The organism is Staphylococcus sp. Z5-21, from assembly GCF_056529615.1.
On sequence record NZ_CP096462.1, the window covers coordinates 1,509,691 to 1,526,028 of the forward strand.

14 protein-coding genes and 1 pseudogene are annotated in these 16,338 nt (G+C 33.0%); 1 reads left to right on the forward strand and 14 read right to left on the reverse strand.

Annotated features, from left to right (window positions below; genetic code table 11):
* Nucleotides 1-6: 6 nt before the first annotated feature.
* The 14 genes and pseudogenes from M1D64_RS07470 to M1D64_RS07535 form a co-directional block, all read right to left on the reverse strand.
* The gene (locus M1D64_RS07470; RefSeq protein ID WP_069821945.1) at nt 7-1,041 is read right to left on the reverse strand and encodes a S66 family peptidase; all 1,035 of its coding nucleotides are present in this window, start codon (nt 1,039-1,041) and stop codon (nt 7-9) included.
* 204 nt (nt 1,042-1,245) lie between these two features.
* Entirely contained in the window at nt 1,246-1,779 is a 534-nt protein-coding gene (locus tag M1D64_RS07475) for a glycerol-3-phosphate responsive antiterminator (protein WP_002483421.1), read from the reverse strand.
* 11 nt (nt 1,780-1,790) lie between these two features.
* Nucleotides 1,791-3,758, reverse strand: coding sequence for a DNA mismatch repair endonuclease MutL (mutL, locus tag M1D64_RS07480; protein ID WP_069821944.1), 1,968 nt, complete (start codon nt 3,756-3,758; stop codon nt 1,791-1,793).
* A gap of 308 nt (nt 3,759-4,066) precedes the next feature.
* Nucleotides 4,067-6,434, reverse strand: a pseudogene (gene mutS / locus M1D64_RS07485) (DNA mismatch repair protein MutS); the annotation flags it as partial.
* A gap of 468 nt (nt 6,435-6,902) precedes the next feature.
* A complete protein-coding gene (thiW, locus tag M1D64_RS07490; protein WP_002483424.1) occupies nt 6,903-7,391 on the reverse strand; it encodes an energy coupling factor transporter S component ThiW in 489 nt (162 codons plus the stop codon).
* A gap of 39 nt (nt 7,392-7,430) precedes the next feature.
* On the reverse strand, nt 7,431-7,781 hold the full coding sequence (locus M1D64_RS07495; RefSeq protein ID WP_002483425.1) for a YlbF/YmcA family competence regulator: 351 nt from the start codon (nt 7,779-7,781) through the stop codon (nt 7,431-7,433).
* A complete protein-coding gene (gene miaB, locus M1D64_RS07500; protein WP_069825862.1) occupies nt 7,781-9,322 on the reverse strand; it encodes a tRNA (N6-isopentenyl adenosine(37)-C2)-methylthiotransferase MiaB in 1,542 nt (513 codons plus the stop codon). The genes M1D64_RS07495 and miaB overlap by 1 nt, the downstream gene beginning before the upstream one ends.
* Nucleotides 9,323-9,919: 597 nt before the next feature.
* Nucleotides 9,920-10,216 (reverse strand): thiamine-binding protein, encoded by a 297-nt coding sequence (locus M1D64_RS07505; protein ID WP_002483427.1) that lies wholly within the window; start codon nt 10,214-10,216, stop codon nt 9,920-9,922.
* 216 nt (nt 10,217-10,432) lie between these two features.
* Nucleotides 10,433-10,816 carry an RrF2 family transcriptional regulator gene (locus M1D64_RS07510; RefSeq protein WP_002483428.1) on the reverse strand — a complete coding sequence of 128 codons (384 nt, stop codon included), beginning with the start codon at nt 10,814-10,816 and terminating at the stop codon, nt 10,433-10,435.
* A gap of 71 nt (nt 10,817-10,887) precedes the next feature.
* Nucleotides 10,888-11,508 (reverse strand): poly-gamma-glutamate hydrolase family protein, encoded by a 621-nt coding sequence (locus M1D64_RS07515; RefSeq protein ID WP_041080473.1) that lies wholly within the window; start codon nt 11,506-11,508, stop codon nt 10,888-10,890.
* An 80-nt stretch (nt 11,509-11,588) separates the two neighbouring features.
* Nucleotides 11,589-12,215, reverse strand: a complete 627-nt coding sequence (locus tag M1D64_RS07520; RefSeq protein ID WP_002483430.1) for a poly-gamma-glutamate hydrolase family protein — start codon at nt 12,213-12,215, stop codon at nt 11,589-11,591.
* A 160-nt stretch (nt 12,216-12,375) separates the two neighbouring features.
* The gene (locus M1D64_RS07525) at nt 12,376-13,242 is read right to left on the reverse strand and encodes a 2-oxoacid:ferredoxin oxidoreductase subunit beta (protein ID WP_002483431.1); all 867 of its coding nucleotides are present in this window, start codon (nt 13,240-13,242) and stop codon (nt 12,376-12,378) included.
* Nucleotides 13,243-15,003 (reverse strand): 2-oxoacid:acceptor oxidoreductase subunit alpha, encoded by a 1,761-nt coding sequence (locus M1D64_RS07530; RefSeq protein WP_041080472.1) that lies wholly within the window; start codon nt 15,001-15,003, stop codon nt 13,243-13,245.
* Nucleotides 15,004-15,118: 115 nt separating this feature from the next.
* Complete coding sequence (locus M1D64_RS07535) at nt 15,119-15,907, reverse strand: TIGR00282 family metallophosphoesterase (RefSeq protein WP_002483433.1); 789 nt, start codon at nt 15,905-15,907, stop codon at nt 15,119-15,121.
* 162 nt (nt 15,908-16,069) lie between these two features.
* On the opposite strand from M1D64_RS07535, the gene M1D64_RS07540 reads away from it, so the two are divergent.
* On the forward strand, nt 16,070-16,285 hold the full coding sequence (locus tag M1D64_RS07540; protein WP_002483434.1) for a hypothetical protein: 216 nt from the start codon (nt 16,070-16,072) through the stop codon (nt 16,283-16,285).
* Nucleotides 16,286-16,338: the final 53 nt, after the last annotated feature.

Here is a 16,338-nt window from a genome sequence, read left to right on the forward strand (position 1 = left end):
CACATTTCAAGTGGTATTGACAGCATTTTCCTTGATTTTAAATTGTTTTTTATTACAATCTATTTTTGCTTGTAAACCATACGGTAGCATGTGCTTAGGCTCATTATGACCAAAAGACATGTTGTATAATACTGGTATATTCGTGTAATTGTATTGTTTCAATACATCTAATATTTTTTCTTTATAAGCTGTGTAATACACATTATCAAATGGTTTACCTATAATCATTCCATTGCACTGTTTTAATGCATCTTGTTGAATTAATTGGACCAACATCGCTTCAAATGCTTGAGGATCTGGTGTATCTTCAGATGTTTCTAAAAATATAATAGCATCTTCAAAATCTGTCTTATTTGGAAATAAGTCCGTGTTTATTAAACTTGTTAATGTTTCCAAATTCCCACCAATTAAGTGTCCTTGTTGAATACCATATCCTTGAATCAACTCATAACCTTGTTGTTGTATCGTTTGTCTAGCAATCATTTTATTTTCTATATACCACGCTAATCCAAATGGTCTAATATACTTTGCTGAAAGAATCTCACCTATTATATTAGTATTAAACCAAAATTTCTCTATATCTCGAACCGTATAATCGTCCATAGCAATATTTTCTGCAAAATCTGTCAGTAATGCAGGCCCATAAAAACTGACAACACCCATTTTATAAAACATCATATGAACCGTGGTTGAATCAGAATAGCCCGAAAAAATTTTTGGGTGCTCCCGTAGTGCTTCTAGATTCACAAATGGCAATATTTTAATAGCATCATCACCACCAATACAGCTGATAATACCCTTTATTGTGGGATCTTTAACGGCATTATTAAAATCTTCAGCCCGCGCTTCGGGATGTTGGCTAATATAAGTTCTTCCTTTTAAAGCATTTGGCATTACCTTCACATTTAAACCAAATACATATTTCAATCGATTAATACCTTGATACGTACGCCATAACATGTCAGTTTCACCAGCTAGTCCTGATGATAAAGAAACAATTGCTACCGTATCGCCACGCTTTAATTGTTTTGGTTTAATCATCAAATCACCCCTTAACACAATCTAATAAAATTTCACTAATCATAACATATATATTGAATCCTTTAACAATATCAGAAAAAAAGGCTAGCGCTAACAGAGTATCGCTAATATCTTTGTCAAATAGCAATATTATCTCTGTGTTTGGCTAGCCTAGCTTTTATCTTAAATTTTGTTTAAATAGAATTGATGTTTTCTTCATGATGGTTACCATAAATGGCGATCACTTGTCGTTATATATTTAGCACCATTTTTAACTGCGATATCAACTTCTTCTACCGTATTGATTAATCCACCTGCAATTACAGACGTGTTCGTTTCCTCGTTGATAATTTGTATTGCTTTAGTTGCAACTCCCGGTAATACTTCAACATAGTCTGGTTCTACACGTTTGATTAATTCAATACTTCTACGTAATGCATGACTATCTAATACAAAAACACGGAACACAGTCGTCGTATTCAATGCTTTGGCTTTGTTGATCACTTTAGTCTTAGTAGAGACAATACCTTTAGGATGATAATTTTGAATAATATATTCACAGGCAAATTCATCGTGACTCATGCCCTTAATTAAATCAATATGCATATATGTTTCAATGTGATGCTTATTTAATAAATCCATTATACTTTTAATATGACCAATATGTGTATCGAGCAATACGCATTCTTTATAATCTGTTTGCGTCATTTTTTCTAAATCTTTCATTGATCTAATTGCTGGTAAAATATATGGTTTCATCCACTTACCTCCTAGATAGTTCTTTTGAACAATCTTTCTAATTCGTAGTTTGAGAAATTAATAATAATTGGTCTACCATGTGGACAAGTAAAAGGATCTTCAGTTTCTCTCAATTGGTTGACTAGATCTGCCATTTCATTATTTTTTAAATAGTGATTTGCTTTAATTGATTTTTTGCAACTCATCATTATGGCAGCGTCTTCTCTAATTTTTTTTACATTTACTTTCTTATGCTCTAAAACATATTCAATCATATCTTTTATAATTTCTTCTGCTTCAGCTGTGGGAAACCAAACCGGATAACTATCTACAATATAGTCATTACCCCCAAATGGTTCAAGATGAACGCCTACTTTATCTAACTCTTCTTTGTGCTGATTAATAATCATTAATTCATCAGTTGAAAAGTGGAAAGTTAACGGAATTAACAAATTTTGAATTTCATTCGTCACTTCACCAATTTTCTCTCTAAAATATTCATATTTGATACGTTCTTGTGCCGCATGTTGATCAATCATATACATACCATTTTCATTTTGAGCGATAATGTATGTGCCATGAACTTGTCCGACCACTTCCATATAAGGCACACGACGTGAAGGGTCTTTACTGACACTTCCTTTAATATCATAATCTGAGTGATTGCTTATATCTGAATCAAAATCAGCTTCATTTATAAATTCAGATTGATTTTCATTTTCTAAATCATATAAAACAGATTTTTGCGTTTGGGTATAGTCATCATCACTATTAAGCGATGTAGAAACTGATGTGGTGTTTTCCTCTTTCAGTATATAATCTGTAGGTTCGTAATGAGTTTGACTGGAATGATATGCTTTGTCGTCATTCTTTTCATCTTCATCATGGCTATTTACAGGTTGTGAATGATTCTCTTGTTGTTGTTTCTTTTCAAAATCTAATTTCTGTTGCTCAAATTGATCCAACACTTTATTCTTTTTGGTAATTTTATCCATATCATTTTGCGGAATTAAAATACGATCTTTAAAAGCTTCACGTATTTTTTCAACTATTAAATTAAATAATTGATCCTCTTTGGACAGTCTTACTTCTAATTTAGTCGGATGAACGTTGACATCAACTAGAATTGGATCCATCTCAATATTGATATAGCATATTGGGTAACGACCTATCATGAGCAAGGTGTGATAACCTTCTAAAATGGCTTTATTTAACAAGAAATTTTTAATATATCTCCCATTGATAAAAATCGATATATAATGTTTGTTACTACGTGAATGTTCTGGTTTTGCAACAAAACCTTCTAAATGATAATCGCTCGTGTCACCAGAAATATGCACTAAATCTTTTGCCACTTTCATACCATAAATTTCTGACATTACTTCATTTGTACGGCCCGAACCATTTGTTTTCATAATCGTTTTGCCATCTGATATTAATGAAATACGAATATCTGGATGACTCATTGCCATACGATTAACAATATCTGTAATTTTGCCTAATTCCGTATACAAACTCTTAATATATTTCAAACGCGCTGGCGTATTATAGAATAACGATTCTACTAAGATATCTGTACCACGTTTCGCTTTAGCAGGTTTTTGATCTAATATTTCACCATTTTCCACATAAATCTGTTGTCCTTCTTCATTATCTGTACATGTACTTAATGTAACCTTTGCTACTGAAGAGATACTTGCTAAAGCTTCACCTCGGAAACCGAGTGTACGTATATGGAATAAGTCATCATCTGCATCCAATTTACTCGTAGCATGTCTGTGGAAGACGAGGCCTAAATCGTCTATGTGGATACCTGTGCCATTATCCACAACTCGTATAGATGCTACGCCGGATTGTTCAACTTCTATATTGATTTCAGTCGCTTGGGCATCAATCGCATTTTCTAACAATTCCTTCACTACTGATCCAGGTCGTTCTACAACTTCGCCAGCAGCAATTTTATTCGCTAAGGATGTCTGTAGTTCTTTAATTTTACCCATATGACTTCACCTCTATTTCAATTGTTTTTGTAATTCACTTAGTTTTACTAATGCTTCAATTGGCGTCATATTTGATAAATTTAATGTTTTAATTTCATTTTCTATTTCACTTTGTTTTGCAGGAGAATCAAATAAATCAAAGGCAGCTTGCTCAAATTGTCCATCACTTTTTGCATGTTGTGTTGCAGCTGACTGTTCATTATCAACATAATACGTAGCTTTTGTTTCTGTCACTTCATCACTTGAAGCATTTAGATTTTTATCAGTAGGAATATCAACATGATTCATGGTATTCTTATTGTTTGTTTGATTATTCAATTGTTCAAATGCATCCAATATCACTTGCGCTCGATTAATCACTTCCTCTGGTAAATGCGCTAATTTAGCTACTTGTATACCGTAACTATCATCTACGGCGCCATCTTTAACTTTGTGTAAGAAAATCAATTCACCATTGTATTCATTTGCAGCAACATGCACATTTTTCAAACATGCCAATGATTGATCTAGCGTAGTTAATTCATGATAATGTGTTGAGAATAAAGTCTTAGCATGCGACGTATGTGCGACATATTCAATCATTGCTTGAGCTAAAGCCAAACCATCGTATGTCGATGTACCCCTACCGATTTCATCAAATATGATTAAACTGTGTTCTGTAGCATGTGCAAGTGCTTTTTGAGCTTCTAACATTTCTACCATGAAAGTACTTTTCCCAGAAACTAAATCATCCGCTGCACCTATTCTAGTGAAAATCTGGTCAAACACAGGTAATATTGCCGATTCACATGGTACATAAGCACCCATTTGAGCCATGATACTAATAATTGCGACTTGTCTCATATATGTTGATTTACCCGACATATTAGGGCCAGTAATTAAATATATAAACGTTTCCTTATCTAATTCACAATCGTTAGGCACATAATCATTATGATCCATAACCCGTTCTACAACTGGGTGTCGTGAATTAACAAGTTCTAATGTCTTATCTTCACTAAAAGTCGGGCGAGCATAATTATATTTTTGAGCTATTTCAGCAAAACTCTGCAGGCAATCCAGTTCAGAGATTACTTTTGCTTGTTTTTGTAATCTTTCCGTATATGCTTTAATTTGTTCTCTAAGTTGCACAAACAATTGATATTCTAATTCAATAGCTTTATCTTCTGCACCTAGAATGATATCTTCTTTCTCTTTTAATTCATCGGTAATGAAACGTTCTGCATTTGAAAGTGTTTGCTTTCTATGATATCCAAATTCAGTGGGATCAAACCCTTGTAAATTAGCTCTAGTAATTTCTATGAAATAACCAAAAACCTTATTAAAACTAATTTTTAATGACTTAATTCCAGTTCGTTGTCTTTCTTTTGTTTGTAATTCTGCTAACCAATTTTTTCCATTTTTTGAAGCTTCTAAATAGCTATCAAGCGTTTCATTAAATCCAGTTTTAAATAAACCGCCTTCTTTAACTGAAATGGGTGGTTCTTCTTTTAAACTTTCTTCTAATAAATTCAGCAAATCATCTAGTGGTTCTAACGCCTCAAACTGTGCTGTCATTTGTTCATCAAAAGCTTGTAAGAGATTTTTTATATTGGGTATTTCTGAAATAGAATGTTTTAGCTGAATTAAATCACGTGCGTTAACATTGCCGTAACTCACACGACCAACTAGACGTTCAATATCATACACTTGATTTAAATAGCCTCTCAATGTATCTCTCTCAATAAAATGATTGATAAATTGATCTACTGTATCAAGACGTGATTCAATTTGCTTTTTTTGAATAAGCGGTCTATCGATCCATTGTTTTAAACGTCTGGCACCCATAGGTGTTTTCGTTTCATCCATTAGCCAAAGTAACGTTCCTTTTTTTGATTTTAAACGTATACTTTCTGTTAATTCAAGATTACGTTTTGCGTAAAAGTCCATTTTCATAAAGTCTACTGCTTCATATGTAATCACAGATTCAATATGAGAAAGATCTCTTTTTTGCGTATGATAAATATAATCTAATAATAATTGTGTTACGTGATATAAATGGCTATCATTCGTTGTATTAACATCATATTTTACATCAGAAATATCTGGAAGCACCGTGATAGTCTCTGTCGTTAGACTAATTTGTCGTTTTAGCGATTCACCAATGGCTTCTTTAACAACAATCTCATTTGGATTTATTGTCGTAATTTCATTAATTAAAGTTGCTTCATCTTCAAAATGAGTTACTTTTAATTCACCTGTTGAAACATCACAATAACTCAATGCATACATTGATGCACTTTGAATAAAACTCAGAATATAATTGTTTTGTTTTTCATCTACACCGCCTTGACCCATTACTGTACCAGGGGTGACAATACGAACAACTTCACGTCGAACCATGCCTTTAGTTTGTCTAGGGTCTTCCATTTGTTCACAAATGGCTACTTTATAACCGTTACTTATTAATGTCTCAATGTAGCCATCAGCTGAATGATATGGCACACCACACATTGGAATCGGGTCTTCTTTTTTTGCATCACGTTTTGTCAAAGTAATTTCTAGTACTCTCGATGCTACTTTAGCATCTTCAAAAAACATTTCATAGAAGTCACCCAATCTAAAAAACAATAGGCAATCTTGATATTGTGATTTTATTTTTAAATATTGCTGCATCATTGGGGTTTGGTTTGTCATAAATATATTTCACAATCCTTTTATTTTTCTTATTTTCACTTAGTTCATTGATTTAGTCATAGAAAGTAAGTTTTGTCTTTTTGCATCTCATCCTACATTGATTATAAGAGATGTACTTACATCTAATATCATTTTACTATCTCGTTATATTGTTTGAAATTTGTTTTAATAACCACACTATTTTTAGCTTTTCTAGCTAATTTAACTCTTAAATTTTAACATAAGTTTTCAATTTACGCCTGTTTATTAAATTTAAACATTTCTCATCATATTAAAAATTCAATGGGAGCGGGACAGAAATCAAATTTTCTAATAGAGATTTCATAATCCAACTCCCATATATAACAAAAGAGATTAAGACACTTTATTTTATCTTTAAGTAATAAATGACCTTAACGATTACAAGTTAACTTCATAAATTTACTTATTGATTAAAATAATATGTCTCAATCTCATAATAATAGTGTTTTATAAGTAGCGTTTTAAAATGCCTTTTCGCTTCAATATCATTAAAATGATATAACTAATAATTGCCCCAATTACACTTGAAACAATAAAAGCGAGCATTAATGGTTTAATTGCAAGATTTGAAAAACCAAGGACCCAAGCAAGTGGTATACACATGATGCTACCGATAATTCCAGTGCCAATCACTTCTCCCACAGCTGCCATAAATAGGTGCTTTCTATAATAATAAAAACCACTAGCGAGTAATACACCAATCATACTACCTGGAAAGGCAAAGAAACTACCGGTACCAAAAATCATGCGCAAGATTGATGAAATGAAAGCTTGAGCAAGTCCAAACCAAGGACCTACAAATACAGCGCAAAGTACGTTAATTAAATGCTGCATAGGTGCTGCTTTTATAGGACCTAGTGGAATCACAATTATACTGCTTAACACAACATTTATAGCAATAAAAATTGCTGTTAATGTTAACTTTTTAGTCTTCATAGTGTTCAAACCCTTTCCATAAGTGCAATAAAAAATTGCTTATTCTTGGTGTTTATTTAATCTATCGGACATTGTGTGAATCATCATTTGTAATAAATCATTGGCTTCTGCTTGTGATTCTCTAAATTCTTCTACAATTGGCAGTATATTGATATCTTCTTCGATGTCTTGAATCTTTTCTTCCGAGGCCTGTAAGGCATGTATTTTACCGTAATTTTGCAAATTGACCGATTGCTTTTGATTTTTCTTTAATTCTTTCATTCGTTGTTCTAAATTTTCATTATGATGAATTTGTGATTCTACTTTATGATATTCTTTGACAGTATCTAGAGATTTAATACGTTCACTCAAACGTTCTGCTTCAGCTAAAATATCATCTTTTTCATACATTATTGTGTCACCACCGTTTTATCATTCACACTGATAAACGTACCATTAAGTGAAAATTGTTTAGCTTCGTCAATATATACATTAACTATTTTTCCAGTCATTGATTTAGGAGCTTTAAAATTCACTAATTTATTTTTTGAGGTATAACCAGATAAGACCGTATCATCTTTTTTACTTACACCTTCACATAATACTTGAACTGTTTGTCCTTCATATTGTTGCATTGCACGTTCAGAATAATACGCAACTTTTTTATTTAATTGCTGTAATCTATCTTTTTTTACATCCAATGGCACATTATCATTCATCTTAGCTGCAGGGGTGCCATCTCTTTGTGAGTATATATACGTATATGCGTGTTCAAACTCAACTTCGTCGTATAATGTTAAAGTTTCCTCAAACTGTTCATCTGTTTCATTTGGATAACCAACTATAATATCAGTTGTAAGTGCAACATTAGGAATATGTGTCTTAATTCTGTTAACGAGATCTAAATAACTTTCACGTGTATATTTACGTCCCATAATCTTAAGCACTGCATTATTACCAGATTGTACAGGAAGATGGACATGTGGCACAATATTTCCACCATTTGCAATGACTTCAATCATTCTGTCTGTGAAATCCCATGGATGACTCGTCGTAAATCTTACTCTCGGAATATCAATTTTTGAAATGTCTTCTAATAAATCTCCTAAACCATATGCTAAGCCATCAATATCTTTACCATAAGCATTAACATTTTGACCTAATAATGTGATTTCCTTATAGCCTTGGCGCGCTAAATCACGGACTTCATCTATGATATCTTCTGGTCGTCTGCTTCGCTCTTTACCTCTAGTAAAAGGCACTATACAGTATGTACAGAATTTGTCACAACCGTACATAATATTAACCCACGCTTTGATATTACCTTCTCTTACTTTAGGAAGATTTTCAATGACGTCTCCTTCTTTAGACCATACTTCAACAACCATTGCTTTTGAAAGATAAGCTTCTTCCAAAATTTCAGGTAAACGATGAATATTATGTGTTCCAAATATCATATCAACATTTTGATAAGATTTTAATATTTTATTGACCACAGACTCTTCCTGTGACATACAACCACATACACCAATGACCGTTTCAGGTTTTTCTTTTTTCAAATGTTTTAAATTACCTATTTCACTAAATACTTTATTCTCAGCGTTTTCTCGAATCGCACATGTATTAATTAATATAACATCTGCATGATTAATATCTTCCGTTGCTGTATAACCCAATGCTCCAAGTATGCCTGCCATGACTTCTGTATCATGCGCATTCATTTGACAACCATATGTTTTAATCAAAAATGTTTTGCCTTGTCCCATGTTTCGGTACTTTTCATCTATTTGAAAATCGTCATTATAATTAACTTCCGCTTTACCACGTTTTCGTGCTTCTTTTAAACTCGGGGGCTGATACACGTGTTCAAAATACTTGCTATAATCTTTAGTCTTTTTTTCACGTTCTGCTAAGATATCAATAGAAGTACTTTTTCTTTGTTCTTCATTCACTCTACAAAATCCTTTCTATATCATAAAAACTAAGAACAAGTAATTCAAAAGATTTCGCATCATTTTGTTTAACAACCTCGTAGTTCTAAGTTCTATAACTTTATCCATAATCATTATTACATTATATTAAATTTGAACACAAAGTGCAAAAAGACTTGTAAATAATTAAAGTCAACTTTTTTTGCAGTTAACCTTTATAAACAACTTTCATCATTCAATAAATGTGGCCGCGCTCAAAAATATAATCAAAAGTAGCCATGTCAGTATGAAATCAATGACTTTCAGCAATTAAAGTTTATAGATTAAGCAATATGAAGAAAATAAATTGAGCAGCTCTAGCTTGGGCTTACAAGTGCCAGAGCACTTGCATAAGTACCACTATCTCAATAAATTGAGAAGTATCAGCTTGGGTTTACAAGTGCCTTTGCACTTGCATAAGTACCACTATCTCAATAAATTGAGAAGTATCAGCTTGGGTTTACAAGTGCCTTTGCACTTGCATAAGTACCACTATCTCAATAAATTGAGAAGTGGTTCTAAAAAACAGTTTATTTATAAAATAAATCTGGCGCATACATAAATCTATATTTGAACTTTTTAAAGTTCATCATACTTCCCAGTCAGTGTCTCAATCGTTATCCCCTCAGGTACATGATAAAATTTAACCTGACTTATAATACTAGGAATTTCTAGTTCAACCATGCGATCATTTAATTTTTGAATTAATATTAAACATTCATTCATTTCACCTTGTACTGTTGTTTCTAATGGACCTACTCGGTACGTTAAACCTGCGTCATCTATTACTTTAATCGCTTCATCAACATATGGAATTACGTCTTCTCCGTTAGCAGTTTTAGGAATAATCTGAATACTCATTAATGTATCATTCATACTACGTCAACCCCTTAATTACTTTATTTACTTTATATTTTAGCAAATTAAACATAATACGCACAGTTATTCGCGTGTTACTTTATTCAAAAACAAAATGAAAACTAATGTACAACAATGCAATTATCATTTCATCATGTGTACTCATGATGTACAGCTTTATAATCATCCAATATCTAAATTACTCGTACAAAAAAACTAAAGAACCTCAATTATTTATATGAGATCCTTTAGCTTTTTTTGTTTCAAACTGCCTATGAGCGCTTGCTCCGCTTCAATCATTAACTTATTAATTGGACAACTATCACCATGATTAAAACTATCTTCAAACAAGCTTTGTTTACCATCAATTGTTGTAATCACTTCATAGATTGTTACATCTTGCCACTTTAAACTTAATTGGTATCCACCTTTAGCACCGCTACTCGCTGAAATAACACCAACTTTAACTAATCTTGTTAAAATTTTTGACAAGTAAGTTGTAGAAATACCTAATGCTTTAGCAAGATCTTGTACCGGAATTCGTTGAACATCACCATTATTTTTGATCATAAATAATAACGCGTGTAACGCATAATTGGTCGCTTTAGAATATTTCATTTATCATCATCTTCCTATTATAGACATCTTGAATCTATAATAGCTTAAGTGTCCATTATTTACAAGCGTTACTACACCTTTTGTATCGCTTGAACGATTGCACTTGTAAAGTTATCCATAAACTGACTCCAATTACTTTGGTCTTCTCGGCTATGTTTATTATATTTTTGATTTTTAAAGCACAATTTTCTTAATCCCGAAGTTAATTCTAGCTGTACACCTTCACCTGTGCTACAACAATTGATAATATTATCATCGTGTGCACCAGACATATGTTTAGGCGCTTGATCTACTTTAATATCTAATTGCTCAAATTGTTCTTTTAATGCACGAATCAAACTTTCATCTTTGCCGCCCATATATACAATGCTATCATCACCCACGCAACCATGAATTGCTACTGCGTGTGTCTTATTTTTGACCATTTCCATCATATCCGGTTGGTCATAATGACGAGAGGTTACGTGTAACGCTTCATTTCCTTTTGATTTTGTTCCTTTAAAAGTAAAATAATCAAAATCACCCTTTTGTGCTGTTAAATCAGCAATTTCCGTTGTACCAGGTTCAATCGCTCCACCATGAATCGCCGAAATAATAACTTGGCTATCTAAGTCGCGACGAACCACTGACCAATCACTATTTTCAGTCGTATATTCAGCCAATTCAGTCATTGATTTATATTTATCTGCCATAAATAAACACCCTTCATAGTTTCTATTCAACCTATTCCCTAACTTAAGCACTATTATCTTAAGATTTTGTAAAGTCGTACCTAATCATTTAATATTTTTAAAGCATTGGCAATTGCAGTAGAAAATGAAAACATTAACTGCGACCAATTCTCTCGATTCTCTCTATCATGTAAATTATATTTATTATTTTTAAAACATTGTTTCCTTAATGCCACAGTTAGTTCTAATTGTACACCTGCGTCACGTTTACCCTTATTTACAAAATTCTCTGTTTGCATACCAGCTATATGTGCTGGAGCCGGTTTGACCTTTATGCCTATTTTTTGTAATTGTTGTGTAATTTCATAGGATAATTCTAAATCTTTACCTCCAATATAAAGTGCTACATCATCACCCATACAACCATGTAACGATACTACAGCTTCATGTGTCGGTACTAATTCATTAAGTATGGGCTCATCAAAATGCTTTGATGTAACATGAAGTTCATGATTTTTATTTTTCCTGATTCCTTTAAATGTATAAAAACTATAACCACCAATTTCACTAATTAATTGTGCAATTTCTGATGTGCCACGTTCAATCGCACCACCATGAACAGCTGTTATTAAACTTTTTGCAACACGCTCGTTATATAAAATTTGCCAATCTTTATGTTCTTCGGTGTGATCAATCAGTTCTGACATTGACATAAATTGATCTATCATAATGAATGTCCTCTCTATCGTGTAATGAAAATATGTTCTACAAATCATGCTTACTCAAACATACAAAAAAACTGTCACATGCTCAATACGACAATCAATGCGTGCATGATTATTTCGTTAATAATGTGACAGTTCATTAGCTTATTTAGTTAAAAATATTTTATACAAATTGTTTCGTTAATGCCTCAAATTGTTCTTCATCGATATGAATGTCTTGTTTAGCTAAAGGTGTACCGTTCATTTCTTCAATTTGTGATTCATATGAAGGTGTTTCAGTATCTTGATAAACAATACCTTTTATTAATGAATTATATTCTAACACTTTTTGAGTGGCTTTTTGCTTATCTTTAATATCAAAATCTTCAATATCATCGATATTTGTTAAATTTTCTTTAAACCAATCATACGTATTCACTTTGTTATATGTTACACATGGAGAAAATACATTCACAAATGAGAAGCCATCATGATTAATTGCGTCCTCAATCATTTTTGTTAGTCCTTTAATGTCACTTGAAAAACCTTGCGCTACAAATGTTGCACCTGATGAAAGTGCTAACTCTAAAGGTGCTACATTTTGTTCAATATTTCCTTTTGGTGTAGATTTAGTAATAAATCCTTGAGCTGAAGAAGGTGACGTTTGACCTTTAGTTAAGCCATAAATTTGATTATCCATAACAATGTAAGTCATATTCATATTTCTACGTAATGCATGAATCGTATGACCCATACCAATGGCATAACCATCTCCATCACCACCAGAAGCAATAACCGTTAAATCTTTATTAGCCATTTTTACACCTTGTGCCAATGGTAATGAACGGCCATGTATACCATGAACGCCATATGAATTTACGTATCCTGATAAACGTCCAGAACAACCAATCCCCGTAATAATCGCTACTTCTTCCGGTTCTAAACCAACATTGGCTGCTGCCTTTTGAATGGCTGCTTGTACTGAAAAATCTCCGCAACCAGGACACCAGTTAGGTTTTACATTATTTCTAAAATCTTTAAATGTCGCCATTTATACCAACTCCTTTATTTCTTTAGCTATCTCAAGTCCATTAGCTTCAATTTCATGTGGTAAAAATGGTGTGCCATCGTATTTCGTTTGATTTACTAATTTATCACCTAAATTTACGTTCATTTTTAATATATTGGCAAGTTGACCTTGATAATTATGTTCAACTACAACGACTTTTGAAGCTTTGTCGACTTCTTTTTGAATCGTTTCACTAGGGAATGGATGCAATTGTCTAATTTGTATGTGGTTAACCTTAATATTTTGTGATTCTAATCTTGATTTACCCTCTTGAATTGCACCTTTAGTTGAAATAAATCCTAAATATAGTATGTCTGCTGTTTCATGTTGTACATCAGCTTCTACTGGATTTTGTATTAATAGGTTTTCTGTTTTACGCATACGTTTATCCATTTGCTGTTGTCTATTATCTGCAGCTTCACTCGTTTTTCCTTCTTCATTATGTTCAACACCTGTAACATGATGAATGCCGCCTTTTAACCCAGGAATAGGTCTTGGGGAAACACCACTTTCTGTTAATGCATATCGTTTAAAGTAAGTTTTGTCATTTTCTTCACGTTCTATATCGGATTGGATCATGTCACCACGATTGATTTCTATTTTATTATAGTCTAATTGTTCAACCGTTTGTTTACCTAATGAAAGTTGTAAATCACTTAATACTATGACTGGACATTGATATTGTTCAGCCAAATTAAAAGCTTCCATAGTTAAATAAAATGCATCTTCTGCATCAGTAGGCGCGACTACAATTTTAGGAATATCACCATGTGTACCGTAAATCATTTGCATTAAGTCTGATTGCTCTTGTTTCGTTGGCAATCCTGTTGAAGGGCCACCACGCTGTGTATTTATAACTACAAAAGGCGTTTCTGTCATACCTGATAAACCAATCGCTTCCATCATTAGCGATAGTCCTGGTCCCGCACTAGCAGTAAATGCACGTACACCTGCATAGTTTGAACCGATTGCCATGTTTGCTGCAGCAATCTCATCTTCAGTTTGTACAACTGTTCCGCCCACTTTTGGAAGATTTTCAATCATATATTCCATAATTTCTGAAGCTGGTGTTATTGGATAAGCCGCCATAAATCTTGATCCAGCTGATAACGCACCTAAACCAATGGCATCGTTACCAATCATATATAGATGTGGCTTTCCATCCGTTTTATCTAAGATAAAATCAGCATCAACGTTATTTAACTGTTCATTCATTAAACGATAACCTTCATTTAACGCCTCTATATTCAATTCTACAACCTTGTCACCTTTTTTAGTAAACATGTTTGTAATTAATGTTTCAAAACCTGAAATATCGAGGTCCATAACAGCACAAGTGGCACCAATCGCTACCATATTTTTCATCAATGCAGTACCTAATTCTTTAGCAGTTGCAGTAAATGGTAGGTCTATCAATTGAGCACGACAGTTGTCTGGTTTCTCTGGCTTTGCTTTACTATCTGCAATAATTACGCTGTCTTCACGCATTTCATGATGGTTTAATTCGATTGTTTCTTGATCAAATGCAATTAAGATATCTAAATCATCACTAATTGCATGCACTGGTGTCGTGGATACGCGTATTTTATTATTCGTGTGTCCGCCCATGATTCTACTTGAAAAATGACGATATCCATATAAGTAGTATCCTTTACGGTTCATAGCAGTAGCAAAGATTTCCCCAGTAGATTCAATACCTTCGCCTTGTTGACCGCCCACTTTCCATGATACTTGTGATTTCATATCATCTTGCCTCCTAGTGGTTATAATAATTCATTGTTCATCATACCAAAATAAACCACCCTATTACTATGTACAGAGTGGTACTTTTTTTAAATTCATACTAATGGACGATATTTTAAAAAGGATGATCGTCATTGATTAATACACGTTCAATGTGTGTGGTTCTTCCTTCTTTATTGATATCTATAATCACGCCCGATAATACACTGCGACCTTCATCTGGCACAACATGTCTTTGTGGCAAACTTGTAATAAAACGCGTAATCACCTCATGTCTATTTATACCTAATATACCATCATAAAAACCTGTCATACCAACATCCGTAATATAACCTGTCCCTCCTGGTAATATACGTTCATCCGAAGTTTGTATATGTGTGTGCGTGCCCACAACAGCACTTGCTCTACCATCAAGATACCAACCCATAGCATTTTTTTCAGATGTCGTTTCAGCGTGAAAATCTACGAATATATAATCCGTTTCTTTTTTTGCTTCGTTTATAAGCTCATCTGCCTTTTTAAAAGGATCATCAATATCTTGCATAAAAGCACGACCTTGCAAGTTGATGATAGCTAGCTTAATTTCATTTATTTGAATAAATCGCATACCTACGCCTGGTGCTTCTTCTGGAAAGTTAGCCGGTCTTACCATACGATTTGCTGAATCTATAAAATCATAAATTTGACGCTGACCATATGTGTGGTTGCCCATCGTCATAAAATCTACGCCTTCTCTTAATAAATCTTTGTATATTTTTTCTGTCAGGCCTTTACCATGTGCCGCATTTTCAGCATTCACAATTGTAACTGTAGGACGATATGTCTGCTTCAGTCTTGATAAATATGTTGTAATGGCCTCGCGCCCTACTTTTCCTACAATATCCCCAATAAATAATAATCTCATTTACGTGTTCATCCTCTCTTAGTGTTAGTTTAATTCAATTTATTTACAATGAAAAGGTGCTGATGAAAATTTATTAAATTAGCTAAGTTTTAATTATAAAAATAGTGGTATAGATTATAGTAGTTAAGAGCTAATCCAAAATATAGGAGTTGGAAGTAATACATGTCAATTAATATCGATCCACAACATTTTGCTGACTTAGTTGTTACAGCAAATCCATCAAAAAGTGAAGATGCAGAAGACATAGCTAAAGAAAGTTTGGAGCTATATATCAATGCATACCGTTTAGCTGAAAGGTATGCCAATATCTCTACAAACTGTTATGATACTGCAGAAATAATTAAAGAAGTACAACAGGCAGATTTAGAGCTCACTTAAATTTTAATATGTTAATTACAATGAACTTGGATTATTAAATCCATATACATCAT

Coding starts and splice junctions, on each gene's coding strand:
- M1D64_RS07470 (WP_069821945.1), bottom strand. CDS start 1,041: ATGATTAAACCAAAACAATTAAAGCGTGGCGATACGGTAGCAATTGTT.
- M1D64_RS07475 (WP_002483421.1), bottom strand. CDS start 1,779: ATGAAACCATATATTTTACCAGCAATTAGATCAATGAAAGATTTAGAA.
- mutL (WP_069821944.1), bottom strand. CDS start 3,758: ATGGGTAAAATTAAAGAACTACAGACATCCTTAGCGAATAAAATTGCT.
- thiW (WP_002483424.1), bottom strand. CDS start 7,391: ATGAAGACTAAAAAGTTAACATTAACAGCAATTTTTATTGCTATAAAT.
- M1D64_RS07495 (WP_002483425.1), bottom strand. CDS start 7,781: ATGTATGAAAAAGATGATATTTTAGCTGAAGCAGAACGTTTGAGTGAA.
- M1D64_RS07505 (WP_002483427.1), bottom strand. CDS start 10,216: ATGAATGATACATTAATGAGTATTCAGATTATTCCTAAAACTGCTAAC.
- M1D64_RS07510 (WP_002483428.1), bottom strand. CDS start 10,816: ATGAAATATTCTAAAGCGACCAATTATGCGTTACACGCGTTATTATTT.
- M1D64_RS07515 (WP_041080473.1), bottom strand. CDS start 11,508: ATGGCAGATAAATATAAATCAATGACTGAATTGGCTGAATATACGACT.
- M1D64_RS07520 (WP_002483430.1), bottom strand. CDS start 12,215: ATGATAGATCAATTTATGTCAATGTCAGAACTGATTGATCACACCGAA.
- M1D64_RS07525 (WP_002483431.1), bottom strand. CDS start 13,242: ATGGCGACATTTAAAGATTTTAGAAATAATGTAAAACCTAACTGGTGT.
- M1D64_RS07530 (WP_041080472.1), bottom strand. CDS start 15,003: ATGAAATCACAAGTATCATGGAAAGTGGGCGGTCAACAAGGCGAAGGT.
- M1D64_RS07535 (WP_002483433.1), bottom strand. CDS start 15,907: ATGAGATTATTATTTATTGGGGATATTGTAGGAAAAGTAGGGCGCGAG.
- M1D64_RS07540 (WP_002483434.1), top strand. CDS start 16,070: ATGTCAATTAATATCGATCCACAACATTTTGCTGACTTAGTTGTTACA.